Source organism: Leifsonia sp. 115AMFTsu3.1 (assembly GCF_004362795.1).
Lineage (GTDB): Bacteria > Actinomycetota > Actinomycetes > Actinomycetales > Microbacteriaceae > Leifsonia.
This window is the reverse complement of record NZ_SNYB01000002.1, coordinates 362,583-378,341: the sequence shown is the minus strand read 5'-3', so window position 1 is coordinate 378,341 and position 15,759 is coordinate 362,583. Positions and strand designations below refer to the sequence as shown.

The window sequence follows — 15,759 nt, the reverse complement described above, 5'->3', positions numbered from 1 at the left end:
CCCTTGAGTGAGCCTTTCACGCAGCCCTTCCATCGGGCCGGCGGCGTGATCGGTGGTGCTGGAGCCGGATACACTCGGCATGCTTGGCGAATTTACAGCGCTGAACAGAGCGTGTCAACCTCACAATGTCTGCATTGGTTGGCTCCCTGTAGAGTGACCCCGCAGGCACCCGATCGATGATGCGGAAGGAGGCGCCATGGCCGTGAGGCTTCAGGATGTGGCGGAGCACGCGGGCGTGTCGATGAAGACCGTCTCGAACGTGGTCCGCAACTACGCGCACGTCAGCCCGGCGATGCGGGAGCGTGTGCAGCGCGCGATCGACGAGCTCGGCTACCGCCCCAACATCATGGGACGCCGCCTCGCGACCGGCCGGACCGGGCTTCTGGCCCTGGCGTTCGCCGACGTGACGCTGCCCTACTTCGCCGAGCTCGCGCGTGTGGTCGCCGACGAGGCGGAGCGCCGCGGCTACCGCGTGCTGCTGGAGCAGACCGAGGGGACGATCGAGGGCGAGCGTGCGGTCGTCTCCGCGGGCGAGTCCGGCCTGGTCGACGGAATGATCTTCCAGCCGAGCGTCATGAACTCCGCCGAGTTGGCGCAGTCGCGCACCGACATCCCCCTGGTCGTCCTGGGCGAGAACGCCGCCCCGCTGACCGTCGACCGCATCATGATCGACAACGTGGAGGCCGCCAGGACGGCGACGGAGCACCTGCTGTCGCTCGGCCGGAAGCGGATCGCGTTCGCCGGCCACGAGAGCGCGCGCCCGACGCGGACGTCGAAGCTCCGCATCGCCGGCTACCAGCAGGCGCTCGAGGATGCGGGCATCACGCCGGAGCCGGAGCTGCTGATCTCGAGCATCGCCGTTTCGGCGGGCAACGCGGTGCGCGCGGTCGGCGCCGCCCTCGACGCCGGACTGCGGTTCGACGGCCTGGTCTGCCGCGACGACCTCGCCGCCATCGGCGCCCTGCGCGCCCTGCAGGAGCGCGGCATCCACGTGCCAGACGACGTCGCGGTGACGGGATGGGACAACACGCCGATGACGGCGGTCACCTACCCGTCGATCACCTCGGTCGCGCCGGACATGCGCGGGCTCGCGTCGCGGGCGGTGGAGATGCTCCTGGAGCGCGTCGGCGGCTTCGACGGCATGGGTCGCCACGAGCTGGCGCCCTTTTCGCTGGTCACCCGGGAGAGCGCGCCCGCCCTCCCCTGAAGCAGCGGATTTCCGACTTTACAGCGCTGCACGAATCGTGCATGCTAATGGGATGCTCACCGAGGAACGCCGCACGGATGCGGCCACCGCCCAGGACGGCCGCTACCCGCGGCCGCAGCTCGTCCGGGCCGACTGGCTCGACCTCTCCGGTCCGTGGACGTTCGCGTTCGACGACGACGACCGCGGGTTGCGGGAGCACTGGGAGTCGTCCCGGTCGCTGGCCGGTGTCATCCAGGTGCCGTTCCCGTTCGAGTCGGACGCTTCGGGCGTCGGCGACACCGGCTTCCATCCGGTCGTCTGGTACCAGCGCACCGTCCTGCGCGACGAGGTCCCGGCCGGCGAGCGTCTGCTGCTGAACTTCGGCGCGGTCGACCACGCCTGCGAGGTCTGGATCGACGGACGCTCGGCCGGACGGCACGAAGGCGGCTCGACCCCCTTCGCCCTCGACATCACCGACCTCATCGGCGACGGCGACTTCTCCATCACCGTCCGCGCGCAGGACGACCCCGCCGACGTGGCGCAGCCGCGCGGCAAGCAGGATTGGCGGCATCACCCGCATTCCATCTGGTACCACCGCACCACCGGGATCTGGCAGCCGGTGTGGCTGGAAGCCGCGCCCGCGCTACGGGTCGAGCAGCTGCACTGGCTGACCGACGTGCCGGCCGGCGAGGTCACGGCGCAGCTCCGCCTGAGCCGGTCGGCGCCTGCGGGCACGACCGCGCGGATCACCGTGCAGCTCGGCGGCGAACCGCTCGCGAGCGTCGAGACCGCGATCGCGGGGCGGGAGGTGGAGATCCCGTTCCGCATCCACCGCCAGACCAACGGGCAGGCCTACGAGGAGCTGCTGTGGTCGCCGGCGCATCCCACGCTGCTGGATGCGACCGTCGCGCTGAACGACGCGGAGGGCGCGGGCGACGTCGTCGCGTCGTACTTCGGTCTGCGCTCGACCGCCGTCGAGGGCGGCCGGTTCCTGCTCAACGACCGTCCCCTCTATCTGCGCTCCGTACTGAACCAGGGCTACTGGCCGGAGTCGCACTCGGCCGCGCCGAGCGCGGACGCCCTGCGGGCAGAGGCCCAGCTCATCCTCGACCTCGGCTTCAACGCGGCGCGCCTGCACCAGAAGTACGAGGACCCCCGCTTCCTGTTCTGGGCCGACAAGCTCGGTCTGCTCGTCTGGGGCGAGGCGCCGGCGGCGTACGCGTTCAGCCCGGAGGCCGTGCGGCGCAGTTTCGCCGAATGGTCGGCAATCCTCGACCGCGACCGGTCGCATCCTTCGATCGTCACCTGGGTGCCGCTCAACGAGAGCTGGGGCGTGCAGCACCTCGCCCACGACCCCCGGATGGTGTCGTACGCGAAGGCGCTCGTGCACCTCACGAAGACGGTCGACCCGAGCCGGCCGGTCATCTCCAACGACGGCTGGGAGCACGCGGCGTCCGACATCCTGTCCATCCACGACTACGACCACGATCCGGAGCGGGTCCGCGAGCGGTATGCGACGCGCGAGGGCATCCTCGGCGCGCCGTTCACCCTCCCGGGCCGTCGCCTGGTGGTCGACGCTGAGCAGCGGCTCGACGCCCCCATCATGCTGACGGAGTTCGGCGGCATCTCGTACACCGAGAACGGGCCGGAGGACGCCTGGGGCTACTCGACGGCGACCAGCGCGGCGGACCTGGTGGAGCGGCTGCGCGCCCTCGTCGGCGCGGTGCGGTCGTCCGCTCCCCTCGCGGGCTACTGCTACACGCAGCTGGCCGACACCGGTCAGGAGACGAACGGACTGGTCTTCGAGGACCGCCGGCCGAAGGCGCCGATCGAGGAGCTGCGGGCGATCTTCGGCGCGTGACCGCCCCTGGTGCCGCGGGGCCGGGGAAGAGCAGAATGACGCCGACGCCGTAACCGTCTCTCCTCGAGGAGCGCTCATGTCCGAATCCGCCGCAGCGGTGACTCCCGCCGCGCACCTCCGCCGCCGCTCCCGCGAGGCACTGACGGCCCTCGCCGTTCAGTACCTGCTCGGCATGGCGGCCAACCTGATCGGCGAGCCGGACAGCACCTTCGTCCGTGTGGTCGACACGATCATCGTCATCCTGCACATCCTGATCGCGATCGGGCTCGTCGTCGTGAGCATCCGCGTCCTGCTCGCGGCCCGGGCGGCCGGCGTCGGCGAACGTCTCGCTCTGTGGGGCTTGATCGTGATGGTGATCACGTTCCTCGCCGGTGTCCTCACGATGGCGATCGGCAGCGACTGGGCTTCGTACGTGATGGCCGTCGGCTTCCTCGTCGCGGCCGCGCTGTACGCCGGGACCTTCCTGGCCTCCTACCGCCCGGAGCGCGCGGCGGAGGTGTAGCGCCTCCCTGCCCCTGCAGATTCGTGCCGAATGTGCGGGTAGCCGCGGCCATACCGCACATTCGTGCCGAATCTTCGGGTCAGGACCAGTAGGAGTAGTGCGATGCCGGCCGGAAGCCGAGCGACGCGTACAGGCCGTGGGCCGCGGCGTTGCCCGCGAGCACCTGCAGCCACAGGCCACTGACGCCGTGCTCGGCGGATGCGACGGCGAGCGTCTGGACGAGCGCGCGGGCGAGCCCGCGGCGGCGGGCCTCCGGGCGCGTCGCGACTGCGTAGAGCCCTCCCCACTCGCCCACGAGCGCGAGCCGCGCGACGGCATCCGGCGCGGCCGGTTCGCCGTGGGCGGCGTACAGCGCCGGTCCGCCGCGGAGGATGCGCGCGGCGACATCGCGCTCGGCGGCTCCGCCCCGGCCGTCGACGGACCACCAGGTGCCGAGCCACGCGTCGTCCGGACGACCGGTGATCCGCACCGCGGGATCGACCGCGGCCACCGCGGCGGCGGCACGGTCGGCGACGAGGATGTCGGTCGGCGAGTGGTCGCGATACCCGCGTCGACCGAGTGCATCGGTCAGCGAAGGATGCGAGGCCGGGCTCACCTGGAACACCGGAGGGAGAGCGCGCGCCGCGTACCAGCGCTCAGCGGCATCCACCGCGGAGTCGAGGTCGTCGACGGGACCGGAGGTCAGCACCGAGTTCGCTCGGTTGGTGACGCCGGAGGAGGCGCGCAGCGTCCACCCGTCCACCTGCTCGCGCTCGAGCGCCGGCCAGCCGTGGTCGGCGAGGCGGTCGAGGGAGGCGGCGTCAGGCAGGAGCACCTGTCGACGCTAGCGCAGGCGGCGTACCGTGCGCGGCATGACCGACACCCGAACCGAGACCCCGGCCGACAGCCCGGCCGCGGAACCACTCACCGAGAGCGAGATCGCCGGGCTGAGCGCGAAGACCGTCGCCCACGTCATCCACTACCGGCGCAAGACCTACGTGACCAAGCCGTCCGAAGGCTATGCGCTGCTTAAGCGCGTCCGCACCCTGCTTCGCGACGGGACGACGGATCTCGTCCCGCTGCTGCACCGCGACGGATTCGTCTGGTTGGCCGTCGGGCCCAGCATCCCGATCGCGATCGACGAGATCGAGACCGACCCGGGGCATAGCGAGAAGCACACGCTCAAGCGGCTCGGCCTCGACTAGCCGAAGTGCGACACCCCGTCGCGACTCGGCCCGAGTCGTGACAGCTGGTCACGACTCGGGCCGGTACGAAGGCGCCCTCGGCCGTCAGGCGACGGGGGCGGGGACCAGTTCGCGCGTCGGCGCGACCTTGGCGGCCGCGGTCTTCACCCGCGGCTTGGGCGTCGCGGCTGCGGCGGCCGCGGGTGCCGGGACGGCGACCGGGAGCGCGGGGAACGTCGGGATCGGCGCGGTCTCGGCCGGCCCCGCGTTCGTGGCGAACTCCTTGAGCCATGGCAGCAGCTCGGGCCCGAGATCCTCGCGGGCGACGGCCATCTGCACGATCGCCTTCAGGTAGTCGAGCCGGTCGCCGGTGTCGTAACGGCGCCCGCGGAAGATGACGCCGTGCACGCCGCCCGTCCAGGCCGGAGCGGTCGCGAGCCCTTCGAGCGCATCCGTCAGCTGGATCTCGCCGCCCTTGCCCGGCTCCGTCTTCTCCAGGATGTCGAAGATCTCGGGCCGCAGGACGTACCGCCCGATGACCGCGTAGTTCGACGGCGCGTTCTCGCGACTGGGTTTCTCGACGAGGCCGGTGATCCGCACCACGTCGTCATCGTCCGTCTCGACCACCGCGGCGGCGCCGTAGAGGTGGATGGACTCCGGCGGCACCTCCATCAGGGCGACGACGGTCGTGTTGAGCGCGTGCTGCACTTCGAGCATCCGCGCGAGCAGCGGGTCGCGCGCGTCGATGATGTCGTCGCCGAGGAGCACGGCGAACGGCTCGTGCCCGATGTGCATCTTGGCGCGGAGCACCGCGTGACCGAGGCCCTTCGGGTCGCCCTGCCGTACGTAGTGCATGTCGGCGAGGGAGGTCGAGTAGCTGACCTTGAGGAGCTTGTCGCGGTCGCCCTTCTTCTCGAGGGCGTCCTCCAGCTCCGCGTTGCGGTCGAAGTGGTTCTCGAGCGCGTTCTTGTTGCGGCCGGTGATGAGGAGCACGTCGTTGAGGCCCGAGGTGACGGCCTCCTCGACGACGTACTGGATGGCCGGCTTGTCGACCACCGGGAGCATCTCCTTCGGCATGGCCTTGGTCGCGGGCAGGAAGCGCGTTCCCAATCCCGCCGCCGGAATAACCGCCTTCGTCACGTAACTGGTCATTGGTCGTTCTCCTTGTCTTCCTCGCCGAGGTGCACGTTGTTGTGGCCGACACGCCGTGCGACTGCGCAACAACGTGCACCTCGACGAAAGGTGGGGGCGAGGTCGGGTCAGCGGACGGGGGCGAGGGCGGCGAGGTCGTCGGCCAGCGGGGCGAGCTCGGGCACGGTGCCCATCGCGAGCACGCTCCAGCCGGCGCGGTTCCAGGCGGCGGCGTCGAGGCAGTTGCGGCCGTCGATGACCGTCCGGCCCCGGACCAGCTCGCGCAGGGCGGCCGGGTCGGCAGTCGTGAACTCGTCCCACTCGGTCAGCACGACCGTCAGGTCGGCTCCGGTGAGCGCCTCGTCCATCGAGTCGGCATACCCGAGGGTCGGATAGAGCCGCTGGGCGGTCTCGCGGGCCTGCGGGTCGTAGACGACGACCTGCGCACCGCGGAGGTGCAGGGCGGCGGCGACGTTGAGGGCGGGCGAATCGCGCACGTCGTCCGTGTGCGGCTTGAAGGCCGCACCCAGCACGCCGATACGACGGTTGAGCACCGAACCCCCGAGCGCCTTCAGCGCCAGGTCGATGACCCGCTGACGGCGACCCATGTTGATCTCGTCCACCTGCTGCAGCAGGCCGACCGCGGCGTGCGCTCCCAGCTCGTTGGAGCGGTACATGAGAGCGCGGATGTCCTTCGGCAGGCACCCGCCGCCGAAGCCGAGGCCGGCGTTGAGGAACTGGCGGCCGATCCGCACATCATGACCGAGGGCGTCCGCGAGCAGCGAGACGTCCGCCCCGGCTGCGTCGCAGACCTCGGCGATCGCGTTGATGAACGAGATCTTCGTGGCGAGGAACGCGTTGGCGCTCACCTTCACCAGCTCCGCCGTCGGCAGGTCGGCCACGAGGACCGGGCAGCCCTCGGAGATCGGCTTCTCGTAGATGCGGCGGAGGGTGGCCTCGGCCTTCGCGGAGGTCCCTCCGAACACGAGACGGTCGGGCGAGAGGGTGTCGTCCACCGCCTTGCCTTCGCGCAGGAACTCGGGATTCCAGACGAGCTCGACGTCGATCCCTGCGGGCACGGCGTCCGCGATGATCGCGCGGAGCCGCGCGCCCGTCCCGACCGGCACCGTCGACTTGCCCACGATGAGCCCATCGTGCGTGAGGTTCTCGGCGATGCCGCGGGCCGCAGCCTCCACGTAGGAGAGGTTGGCCGCGAACGAGCCCGACTGCTGAGGCGTTCCGACGCAGATGAAGTGCACATCGGAGACGGCGACGGCCTCGGCGAGGTCGGTCGTGAACGTGAGGCGCCCTGCGGCGACGTTCCGGCGGATGAGCTCAGGCAGGCCGGGCTCGAAGAACGGAGCGCGTCCCTCCTTCAGTTCCTCGACCTTCCGCGGGTCGGTGTCGACGCCGACGACGTCGAAGCCGAGCTCGGCCATGGCGGCCGCGTGGGTGGCGCCGAGGTAGCCGGTGCCGATCACGCTGATGCGGGGAGCGGGCTGGTCCTTGGACTTCTTGGGAGCGGTCATGGCGATCGTCCTTTCTGGTGGTCAGGGAGCGGGAGTGAGGGCGAAGTCGCCCTCAGGTCTGGTCAGGCCGGTGATGAAGGCGGAGAGCGAGTCCGCCCGGGAGTCGATGCGCCAGTCGTTGGTGGCGCGGACGCCTTCGACGTAACTGGTCACAGCGAGGTTGAACCAGGAGAAGCCGATGATGTCGTCGTTCTCCGGTTTCGCGAGCGCCTGGAAGAAGGACGTGATCCAGGCGGCCTTGTGGCCTTCCGTCTCCGACGCCCCGACCTCGGCGAGGATGATCGGCTTGCTCGTGATGGAGCGCAGCTCGTTCAGGCTCGCTTTGAACGTGTAGTCGAAGCTGAAGTCGTTGTCGGGCTTGTACGGCGGGCGCAGGTAGCCGGAGAGTCCGACCCAGTCGACGTACGCGTCGCCCGGATACAGCGACTCGAGGTAGCCGGGCGCCTTGTGCGTGGCGGGCAGATTGTTGACGATGTTCGGCGCCCAGACCCAGACGACCAGATTGTTGGCGCCCTCCTGCTGGAAGACGTCGTGGACGTGACGCCACATCTTCACGTAGTCGCCCGCGCTGTTGCCGTTGATCGAGTTGCCCTGGCCGTCGGTCTCGGACCAGGGATACCAGACGCCGTTCATCTCGTGGTCGAGGCGGATCGCCAGCGGCAGTCCGGTGGCCACGATGTCCTTGGCGTACTGGTGCAGGTACGAGTCGAAGTCGCCGCGGATGATGTTCGGCAGCGAGTACGCCGGCGCATCCACGGTGTCGTTGCCCGCGTCGATGGGACGCGACTCCCACGTCATCATCGGCATCCGGCCCTGCTGCCAGGAACGGGTGACCGCGTTGGCACGGAAGGTCTCATCCCAGCCGCTGAAGTAGCCGACCATGTTGGGCGAGACGCCGACCTTCGAGCTGGTGGCGTCGAAGGTGGCCCAGTTGAACGGAGCCTGCTCGGTGTACATGCCGTAGTAGCGCTTGGCGGGATTGAGCAGGTCGGCGCGGGCCGGCGCGGTGATCGGCGCGGCGGCGTCCCCGCCGGACGACCCGGACGAGCCGGAGCCGCTGTGGCCGGAGGCGGTGGAGCCCGACGCCGTCGAGCCCGAGGTGCCCTTCGCCTGGGCGGCGGACAGCTGCGCCTTCACGCTCGCGAGCTGGCTCTCGGCTGCGGCGGCCTTCTGCTGGGCGGTGGCGAGCTGCTTGGCTGCAGCGGCCTGGGCCGCCAGCGTCGCCTTCTGCAGCGCGGTCAGCTTGCCCTTCTGCGAGGCGATCGTCTCGGTGGCCTTGTCGAGGTTGCGCTTGAGCTCGGCGTTCTGGGCCGCGAAGGGCGTCACGGCCGTTGCCGCCTGGTCGACGGCCTTGCGGAGCGGAGCACCGGTCGGCGAGACCCAGACGTAGGCGGAGATGCCGACGAGGACGGCCGTGAGCACGAGGGCGGCCACGGCGGTCGCCTGCGAGCGGGACTTGGACTGGGACCACCAGGCGGCGGCCCGTGCGGGGGCGGTCTGGTCAGACAAGGAAGAGAGCCTCCAGGGTCAGGATCGCGATTCCGATCAGATACGGGATGGCGGCGAGCGGGTTGAGCTTGCGGCGGCTGGCCTTCTTGGCCTTGGGGGCGGGAGCGGTGGCTGCCGCCTTGACCTCGGCCCGCGTCGCGAGCTGCGTGCGGGTGGCCAGCGCGGTCGCGGTGGTCATGCCGCCGACGGAGTCCGGCAGTACGGCGGGCGTATGACCCGACGGAGCGCCCGCGGTGGCGTGCGCCGCGATCTCCTCCTCGGAGCTGATCTCGCCCGGACCGCCGGCGTAAGCACCGGCGCGGGTGCCCCATCCACTGGCGTGCGCCATCCGGAAGAACCCGATCAGGCGGATCGGCATGAGGAAGAACGTCGACACGATGATGAACACCGGCAGGCGGAAGAAGTCGCTGGGCTTCTCGGAGAGGTGGCGGATCTGCCGGATGGACATGCTGATCACCGAGGAAGCGACCATCAGGGCCACGACGGTGAGGATGCCGCCCTCGATCCCGTAGGACTTCAGGAAGCCCTCGTAGAAGTTGTAGCCGCCGCCGGTGATCGAGCGGTAGATCCAGCCGCCGATGACGCCGGCCAGCATGAACGGAAGGATGATGTCCATCACGAAGAAGAACGCCAGCACGGGGGCGTGCCCGAGCATCCACGGCAGCATGCGGAGGGTGTTGTACTGGCTGCCTCGCGCCCAACGGAGCTGCTGCTTGAAGAGCTTCTTCACCTTCAGCGGGGCGTCCGTGTAGACGAGGCTGGTGTGCTGGTAGACGGTGCGGTAGCCCTCCTTCAGCGTGAGGTTCGTCAGCGTCCGGTCGTCGGAGACCTCGAGGAAGACGCCGAGGAACTTCTCGGTCATGAACTTGTCCATGACCCGCATCAGGATCGAGCGGCGGAAGGCGATGGTCCGGCCGGGGAGGCAGCCGATCTGGCCGACGACGCTCTGCGCGGGCATCGAGTAGAGGGCCCGCGAGTTCTCCAGCCAGTCCGCCCAGCGGGTGATCCAGCTGCGGGTGGGCTCCAGGATGCGCTGCTTCGTGGTCACGCCGCCGACGCGGTCGTCCGCGAACGGCTTGACCAGCTCCGCCAGCGTTCCCTCGGTCCAGATCGTGTCGGAGTCGACGAGGACCGTGATCTCGCCGGTCGACATCTTGGTGCCGATCATGACGGCGTTGCGCTTGCCCGGGATGGGCGTGTGGACCCAGCGCACCAGCGGCGCGAACTCCTCGCACACCTCGGCGAGCTCGGGGTTGGGGGCGCCGTTGATGACGACGATGATCTCGCCGGGCTTCTGCTCGACCATGCGGCCGAGGACGTCGCGGAACAGGTCGAGCGGCTCGTCCACGACCGGGACGACCACGCTGGTCGTCCCGTGGAACTCGCCGGTGTAGGCGCGGTAGCGGCGGGACATGAGCACTTTGACGATCCAGATGACCCAGATCAGTGCCGAGTAGATCGCGAAGAGGTAGAACTCGGGATGCCCGCCCAGCATGTGGCGGAGCTGCAACAGGAAGATGAACACGGACGGGACCTCTCACGGTGGGGTGGGGGTGGCATCCACAGCACTGGGGATCTGGTCGGGTTCGGGTGAGGTCAGTTCTACGGGGCGTGGGAGCGCCCCCGCAAGTGGGGGTGGAACGGGCATCCTCAGCGTGTCGCGCCGTCCCCCTCGGGGTGGTGTCCGCAGACACGCGGACAGCCGGAATGGCATGCGGGATGAGCGCGTCTCGACGGGAGGCGCGAGGCAGAGAGGCCGATCAGAGGACAGAAATGCATGCAACTCGACTTCACCCCAGGGTGAAGCGCGGCACGCCCGGGATGCTCGAATCTTGTACCCCGGAGGAGGGGCGTTGGGGGGCACTCTGAATGTTACGAACTTTTACACGTGCGACATGTGCCGTTCACACGGAACGCCCGTCGGCACCTGTGTGCCGACGGGCGTTCCCCCCCTGTCTCCCCCGGGTCAGTCGCGCCGCAGCTCCCTGCCGTGGACCGTCACCGCGTAGATGATGAGGAGGTCGACGGTCACCATCGCGATCGACCACCACGGCTGGGCCGGGAACGCGATCAGCTGCCCGATGGCGTGCAGCGCCGCGACGAACACCGCGAAGATGCGGGCCCACAGGGCACCGCGCATCAGGGACAGGCCGGCGATCAGCATCAGCAGACCGAGCACGATCGACCACCAGCCCCACGCCGTGAGACTGAACGTCTGGATGCCCGACGACGACACGAAATAGCCGGTCGAGGGGCCGAGCAGCGCGACGATCCCGTAGAACACATCGAGGATCGCGGCGATGAGCAGGAGCACCGCTGCGAACAGCGCCCAACCCACCCATCCGGAACGGACTTGCACCTCGGACATCGCATCCACCTCTCGATCTGGACCACCCAACCTGCGGTCGAGCACAGCATCGCGTGCGCTGCGTCGTCGCGGATAGACAGCGGGAATTTCCTCGAATCCGATGCGTTTACATGCGTATAGCCAGGCAATGGAGCCGGTAGACCCCGTACCTACACCCCGGAGGAGTTCCATGTCCATCGCCGAAGCCACTGCGCGCGTCGCCGAGACGTCCGCCCCGCTGCTGCCCGCGCTCGCCGAGCGCTGGAGCCCTCGTGCCTTCGACCCGTCGATCGGGATCGACGACATCACGCTGCGCTCCGCCCTCGAGGCGGCGCGCTGGTCGCCGTCGGCCGCGAACACGCAGCCGTGGCGCTTCATCGTCGCCCGGCGCGGCACCGAGGCCTTCGACACGATCGTCGCCAACCTGGCCGGCTTCAACACCGTGTGGGCCGGATCCGCTTCCGTCCTGATCGTCGCGGCCGCCGAGGTCGTCGACGAGGAGGGCAAGGAGCGCCGGTGGGCGACCTACGACCTCGGTCAGGCCGTCGCGCACCTGACGATCCAGGCGCACCACGACGGGCTCCACGCGCACCAGATGGGCGGATTCGACGCCGACGCACTGCGTGAGGCCTTCCAGCTCGGCGAGCGCTTCGTGCCGGTCTCCGTCACCGCACTGGGAGTGCTCGGCGACGCCGAGACGCTGCCTGAGCCGCTGCGGACGCGCGAGGCCGCGCCGCGCACCCGCCGGCCGCTCGACGAGATCGCCGAAGTGCACGGCTGATCCGCTCCGGACCGCGAACGACACGGCGCCCGCCGGGATGTGTTCATCCCCCGGCGGGCGCCGTTCTGTCTGCGTCGACCCTTACGGCCGCACGAGCGTCTTGATGGCGCGGCGCTCGTCCATCGCCGCATACGCCTCGGCGATGTCGGTCAGCGGCACCTCGAGGTCGAACACGCGACCCGGCTCGATGGCGCCCGACCAGACGTCCTGCAGCAGGTCCTCCACGTAGTTCCGCACGGGCGCGACCCCGCCGTTGACGCCGATGTTGCTCTGGAACAGCGGGCGGACCGGCAGCTCTGGGCCGCCGTTGGGCACGCCGACGTAGCCGACCATGCCGCCGGGGCGGGCCGAGCGGATGGCCTGATCCATCGACTCCTTGGTTCCGACGGCCTCGAGCACGCAGTCCGCCCCGATCCCGTCGAACAGCTCCTTCACGGCGGCGACACCGGCGTCGCCGCGCTCGGCGACGATGTCCGTCGCGCCGAACTCGCGGGCGAGCGCCTGGCGCGTCTCGTGCCGCGACATGGCCACGATCCGCGACGCCCCCAGCCGGGCAGAGGCCAGCACAGCGCACAGTCCGACTGCGCCGTCGCCGACCACGACGACCGTGCTCCCCTCGGTGACCGCGGCGGAGACCGCGGCGTGGTGGCCGGTGCCCATCACATCCGACAGCGTCAGCAGGCTCGGGATGAGCTCGGCGCGCGGGTACTCCGGGGTCGCGACGAGGGAGCCGTCGGCGTGCGGAACGCGCACGTACTCGCCCTGGCCGCCGTCGGCGAAGCCGCCGATGCGGTCCTGCGAACCCCACCAGCCGCCGTGCAGGCACGACGTGCTGACGCCGTTGCGGCAGTTCACGCACGTCATGTCGCAGTCGTAGAACGGGGCGATGACGAAGTCGCCGGGCCGGATGGTGCGGACGTTCTCGCCCACCTGCTCCACCACACCGACGAACTCGTGGCCGATCCGCCGCGGCTCGTCGGTCGGGGTCACGCCCCGGTACGGCCACAGGTCGCTGCCGCAGACGCACGCGGCGACGACGCGGACCACGGCGTCGAGGCCGTCGGACCCGGAGCCTGTGTAGAGGGTGGGAGTGGGGACGTCTTCGAGGCGCACATCGCGCTCTCCGTGGATGACAGCAGCACGCATGCTTCGAGCCTACGCGAAGGGCCCCCACCCGATCGTCGGATCGGGTGGGGGCCCTTCGTCGTGCGGACTACTCGCGGACGGCGGCGACCGTCAGGTGGTCGGCCTCGCGGTCCAGGTCGACCCGGACCAGGTCGCCGTCACGGATCTCGCCGGCGAGCAGAGCGGTGGCGAGACGGTCCTCGATCTCGCGCTGCATCAGCCGGCGGAGCGGGCGGGCACCGTAGATCGGGTCGTACCCGCGCTCGGCCAGCCACGCCCGCGCATCCGGGGTGACCGCCAGCTCCAGCCGTCGCTCCGTGAGGCGCTGCATCAAGTGGTCGATGCCCAGCTCGACGATCTCGCCCAGCTCCTCCTGCGTGAGCGCGGAGAAGACAACGATGTCGTCGAGACGGTTGACGAACTCCGGCTTGAACGCCTGCCTCACCATCTGCAGCACCGCCTCCTCGCGCTCGGTCGGGGTCAGCGTCGGGTCGACGAGGAATTGGCTGCCGAGGTTCGAGGTGAGCACCAGGATGGTGTTGCGGAAGTCGACCGTGCGGCCCTGGCCGTCGGTCAGCCGGCCGTCGTCGAGCACCTGCAGGAGCACGTCGAAGACCTCCGGGTGCGCCTTCTCGACCTCGTCGAGCAGGATCACCGAATACGGACGGCGACGAACAGCCTCGGTCAGCTGACCCCCCTGCTCGTAGCCGACGTACCCGGGAGGCGCACCGACGAGGCGCGAGACGGAGAACTTCTCGCCGTACTCGCTCATGTCGATGCGGACCATGGCCTTCTCGTCGTCGAACAGGAACGCCGCGAGGGCCTTCGCGAGCTCCGTCTTGCCGACGCCGGTCGGCCCGAAGAACAGGAAGGAGCCGGTCGGGCGACCCGGGTCGGAGATGCCGGCCCGGGTGCGGCGGACCGCATCCGCCACCGCCTGGACGGCCTTCTTCTGGCCGATGATGCGGCGGCCCAGCTCGTGCTCAAGGTTGAGCAGCTTCTCGGTCTCGCCCTGGGTGAGGCGGTCGACGGGGATGCCGGTCCACGCCGCCACCACGGCGGCGATGTCGTCGGCCGTGACCTGCTCGTTCACCATGCGCGGGTGCTCGTGCTCGGCCTGCTCGGCCTCCGCCAGCTCTCGCTCGATGCCCGGGATGGTCTCGTACTCGATCCGCGACGCCTCCTGGTACCGGCCGTCGCGTAGCGCGACGTCACGCCGGGTCTTGGCCTCCTCCAGCTGCGACCGCAGCTCGCCGACGCGGTTGAGCGACGCCTTCTCGGCGCGCCACCGCGCCTGCAGCTCCTCCAGCTGGTCCTCCTGCTGGTGGAGGCGCTCACGGAGCTGCGCGAGGCGCTCCTTGCTGGCGTCGTCCTTCTCCTTCTTGAGGGCGAACTCCTCCAGCTTCATGCGCTCGACCTGGCGCTGCAGGGTGTCGATCTCGACCGGGGCCGAGTCGATCTCCATCTTCAGCCGGGAAGCGGCCTCGTCGATCAGGTCGATCGCCTTGTCCGGCAGCTGCCGGGCGGTGATGTACCGGTTCGAGAGGGATGCCGCGGCGACGAGCGCGGAGTCCTCGATGGTCACCCCATGGTGGGCTTCGTAGCGGCCCTTCAGACCGCGGAGGATCGCGACCGTGTCCTCCACGGACGGCTCGCCGACGTAGACCTGCTGGAAACGGCGCTCGAGGGCCGCATCCTTCTCGATGAACTCGCGGTACTCGTTGAGCGTGGTCGCGCCGATCAGGCGCAGCTCACCGCGGGCGAGCATCGGCTTCAGCATGTTGGAGGCCGCGACCGACCCCTCGCCACCGCCGGCACCCATCAGGATGTGCAGCTCGTCGACGAAGGTGATGATCTGGCCCTCGGCGTCGTTGATCTCCTTGAGGACGGCCTTCAGCCGCTCCTCGAACTGGCCGCGGTACATCGCGCCGGCGACGAGCGCGGACAGGTCGAGCGCGACCAGCTGCTTCCCCTTCAGGGAGTCGGCCACGTCCCCCGCGACGATGCGCTGGGCGAGGCCTTCGACGACCGCGGTCTTTCCGACGCCGGGCTCGCCGATGAGCACGGGGTTGTTCTTGGTGCGCCGGGTCAGCACCTGGCTGACACGACGGATCTCGGCATCCCGCCCGATGACCGGGTCGAGCTTGCCGCTCTTGGCGATCTCCGTGAGGTTCACGCCGTACTGTTCGAGAGCGCTCTTCGCCTCCTCCTGCGTGGAGGGCGCACCCTGCATGTTCGCCATGTGGTTCCTTTCCCATTTCTCTGTGGGCAAACTTGAGTCTACTAGGCTCAACTTTGATTGGCGAGGGGATATTCCGGTTCAGGAGGCTGTTTTCGTCGGTTCACCGGCATCCGGGGCCGCGTCCAGGCGCCACCGGTCGAGGTCTCCCCAGGCCTCCGCGATGAGTCCGCCGGCCAGCCCCCCGCCGTACACGTGGATGCCGACGCGCACGCCGTTGACGTGAACGTCCGGCGCGACGAACGCATCCAACTCGCCGAAGCGGTGCTCGTTGCAGCGGTCGAGGTAGTGCCGGTAGCGCTCCTCGATGACCGCGCGGTCCTCTGCTGGTTCGGCATCCATGCCGCGCATTCTGGCACGGCAAAGGCTTCGCGTCCGCCCCTGGC

General features: G+C 69.7%; 13 protein-coding genes and 1 pseudogene. 5 read left to right on the top strand and 9 right to left on the bottom strand.

Annotated features, from left to right (window positions below; genetic code table 11):
• Window positions 1-196: 196 nt before the first annotated feature.
• The 3 genes from AXZ95_RS12795 to AXZ95_RS12785 all read left to right on the top strand — a co-directional run bounded on the left by AXZ95_RS12795 (window position 197) and on the right by AXZ95_RS12785 (window position 3,549).
• Window positions 197-1,207 carry a LacI family DNA-binding transcriptional regulator gene (locus AXZ95_RS12795; protein WP_018192419.1) on the top strand — a complete coding sequence of 337 codons (1,011 nt, stop codon included), beginning with the start codon at window positions 197-199 and terminating at the stop codon, window positions 1,205-1,207.
• A 52-nt stretch (window positions 1,208-1,259) separates the two neighbouring features.
• Entirely contained in the window at window positions 1,260-3,047 is a 1,788-nt protein-coding gene (locus tag AXZ95_RS12790) for a sugar-binding domain-containing protein (RefSeq protein ID WP_018192420.1), read from the top strand.
• A 76-nt stretch (window positions 3,048-3,123) separates the two neighbouring features.
• Window positions 3,124-3,549: a hypothetical protein gene (locus AXZ95_RS12785; protein ID WP_018192421.1), complete on the top strand. Its 426-nt coding sequence runs from the start codon at window positions 3,124-3,126 to the stop codon at window positions 3,547-3,549.
• Window positions 3,550-3,628: 79 nt separating this feature from the next.
• On the opposite strand, the gene AXZ95_RS12780 is transcribed toward AXZ95_RS12785, so the two are convergent.
• On the bottom strand, window positions 3,629-4,363 hold the full coding sequence (locus AXZ95_RS12780) for a GNAT family N-acetyltransferase (protein ID WP_018192422.1): 735 nt from the start codon (window positions 4,361-4,363) through the stop codon (window positions 3,629-3,631).
• Window positions 4,364-4,400: 37 nt separating this feature from the next.
• Between AXZ95_RS12780 and AXZ95_RS12775 the strand changes: the two genes are divergently transcribed.
• A complete protein-coding gene (locus tag AXZ95_RS12775; RefSeq protein WP_043742615.1) occupies window positions 4,401-4,733 on the top strand; it encodes a hypothetical protein in 333 nt (110 codons plus the stop codon).
• A 252-nt stretch (window positions 4,734-4,985) separates the two neighbouring features.
• Here AXZ95_RS12775 and galU read toward each other — a convergent pair.
• The 5 genes and pseudogenes from galU to AXZ95_RS12750 all read right to left on the bottom strand — a co-directional run.
• A pseudogene (galU, locus tag AXZ95_RS12770) lies at window positions 4,986-5,864 on the bottom strand (UTP--glucose-1-phosphate uridylyltransferase GalU); the annotation flags it as partial.
• Window positions 5,865-5,971: 107 nt separating this feature from the next.
• Window positions 5,972-7,372: a UDP-glucose/GDP-mannose dehydrogenase family protein gene (locus AXZ95_RS12765; protein WP_018192425.1), complete on the bottom strand. Its 1,401-nt coding sequence runs from the start codon at window positions 7,370-7,372 to the stop codon at window positions 5,972-5,974.
• Window positions 7,373-7,393: 21 nt separating this feature from the next.
• Window positions 7,394-8,881, bottom strand: a complete 1,488-nt coding sequence (locus AXZ95_RS12760) for a glycosyl hydrolase (protein WP_018192426.1) — start codon at window positions 8,879-8,881, stop codon at window positions 7,394-7,396.
• The gene (locus tag AXZ95_RS12755; RefSeq protein WP_018192427.1) at window positions 8,874-10,406 is read right to left on the bottom strand and encodes a glycosyltransferase family 2 protein; all 1,533 of its coding nucleotides are present in this window, start codon (window positions 10,404-10,406) and stop codon (window positions 8,874-8,876) included. Before AXZ95_RS12755 ends, AXZ95_RS12760 begins: the two co-directional genes overlap by 8 nt.
• Before the next feature lie 441 nt (window positions 10,407-10,847).
• Window positions 10,848-11,249, bottom strand: a complete 402-nt coding sequence (locus AXZ95_RS12750; protein WP_018192428.1) for a hypothetical protein — start codon at window positions 11,247-11,249, stop codon at window positions 10,848-10,850.
• 169 nt (window positions 11,250-11,418) lie between these two features.
• Between AXZ95_RS12750 and AXZ95_RS12745 the strand changes: the two genes are divergently transcribed.
• A complete protein-coding gene (locus AXZ95_RS12745) occupies window positions 11,419-12,009 on the top strand; it encodes a nitroreductase family protein (RefSeq protein WP_018192429.1) in 591 nt (196 codons plus the stop codon).
• An 81-nt stretch (window positions 12,010-12,090) separates the two neighbouring features.
• Here AXZ95_RS12745 and AXZ95_RS12740 read toward each other — a convergent pair whose 3' ends face one another.
• The 3 genes from AXZ95_RS12740 to AXZ95_RS12730 all read right to left on the bottom strand — a co-directional run bounded on the left by AXZ95_RS12740 (window position 12,091) and on the right by AXZ95_RS12730 (window position 15,715).
• A complete protein-coding gene (locus AXZ95_RS12740; protein WP_018192430.1) occupies window positions 12,091-13,155 on the bottom strand; it encodes a zinc-dependent alcohol dehydrogenase family protein in 1,065 nt (354 codons plus the stop codon).
• Window positions 13,156-13,222: 67 nt separating this feature from the next.
• Entirely contained in the window at window positions 13,223-15,376 is a 2,154-nt protein-coding gene (locus AXZ95_RS12735) for an AAA family ATPase (RefSeq protein ID WP_018192431.1), read from the bottom strand.
• A gap of 78 nt (window positions 15,377-15,454) precedes the next feature.
• Window positions 15,455-15,715 (bottom strand): hypothetical protein, encoded by a 261-nt coding sequence (locus tag AXZ95_RS12730; RefSeq protein WP_018192432.1) that lies wholly within the window; start codon window positions 15,713-15,715, stop codon window positions 15,455-15,457.
• Window positions 15,716-15,759: the final 44 nt, after the last annotated feature.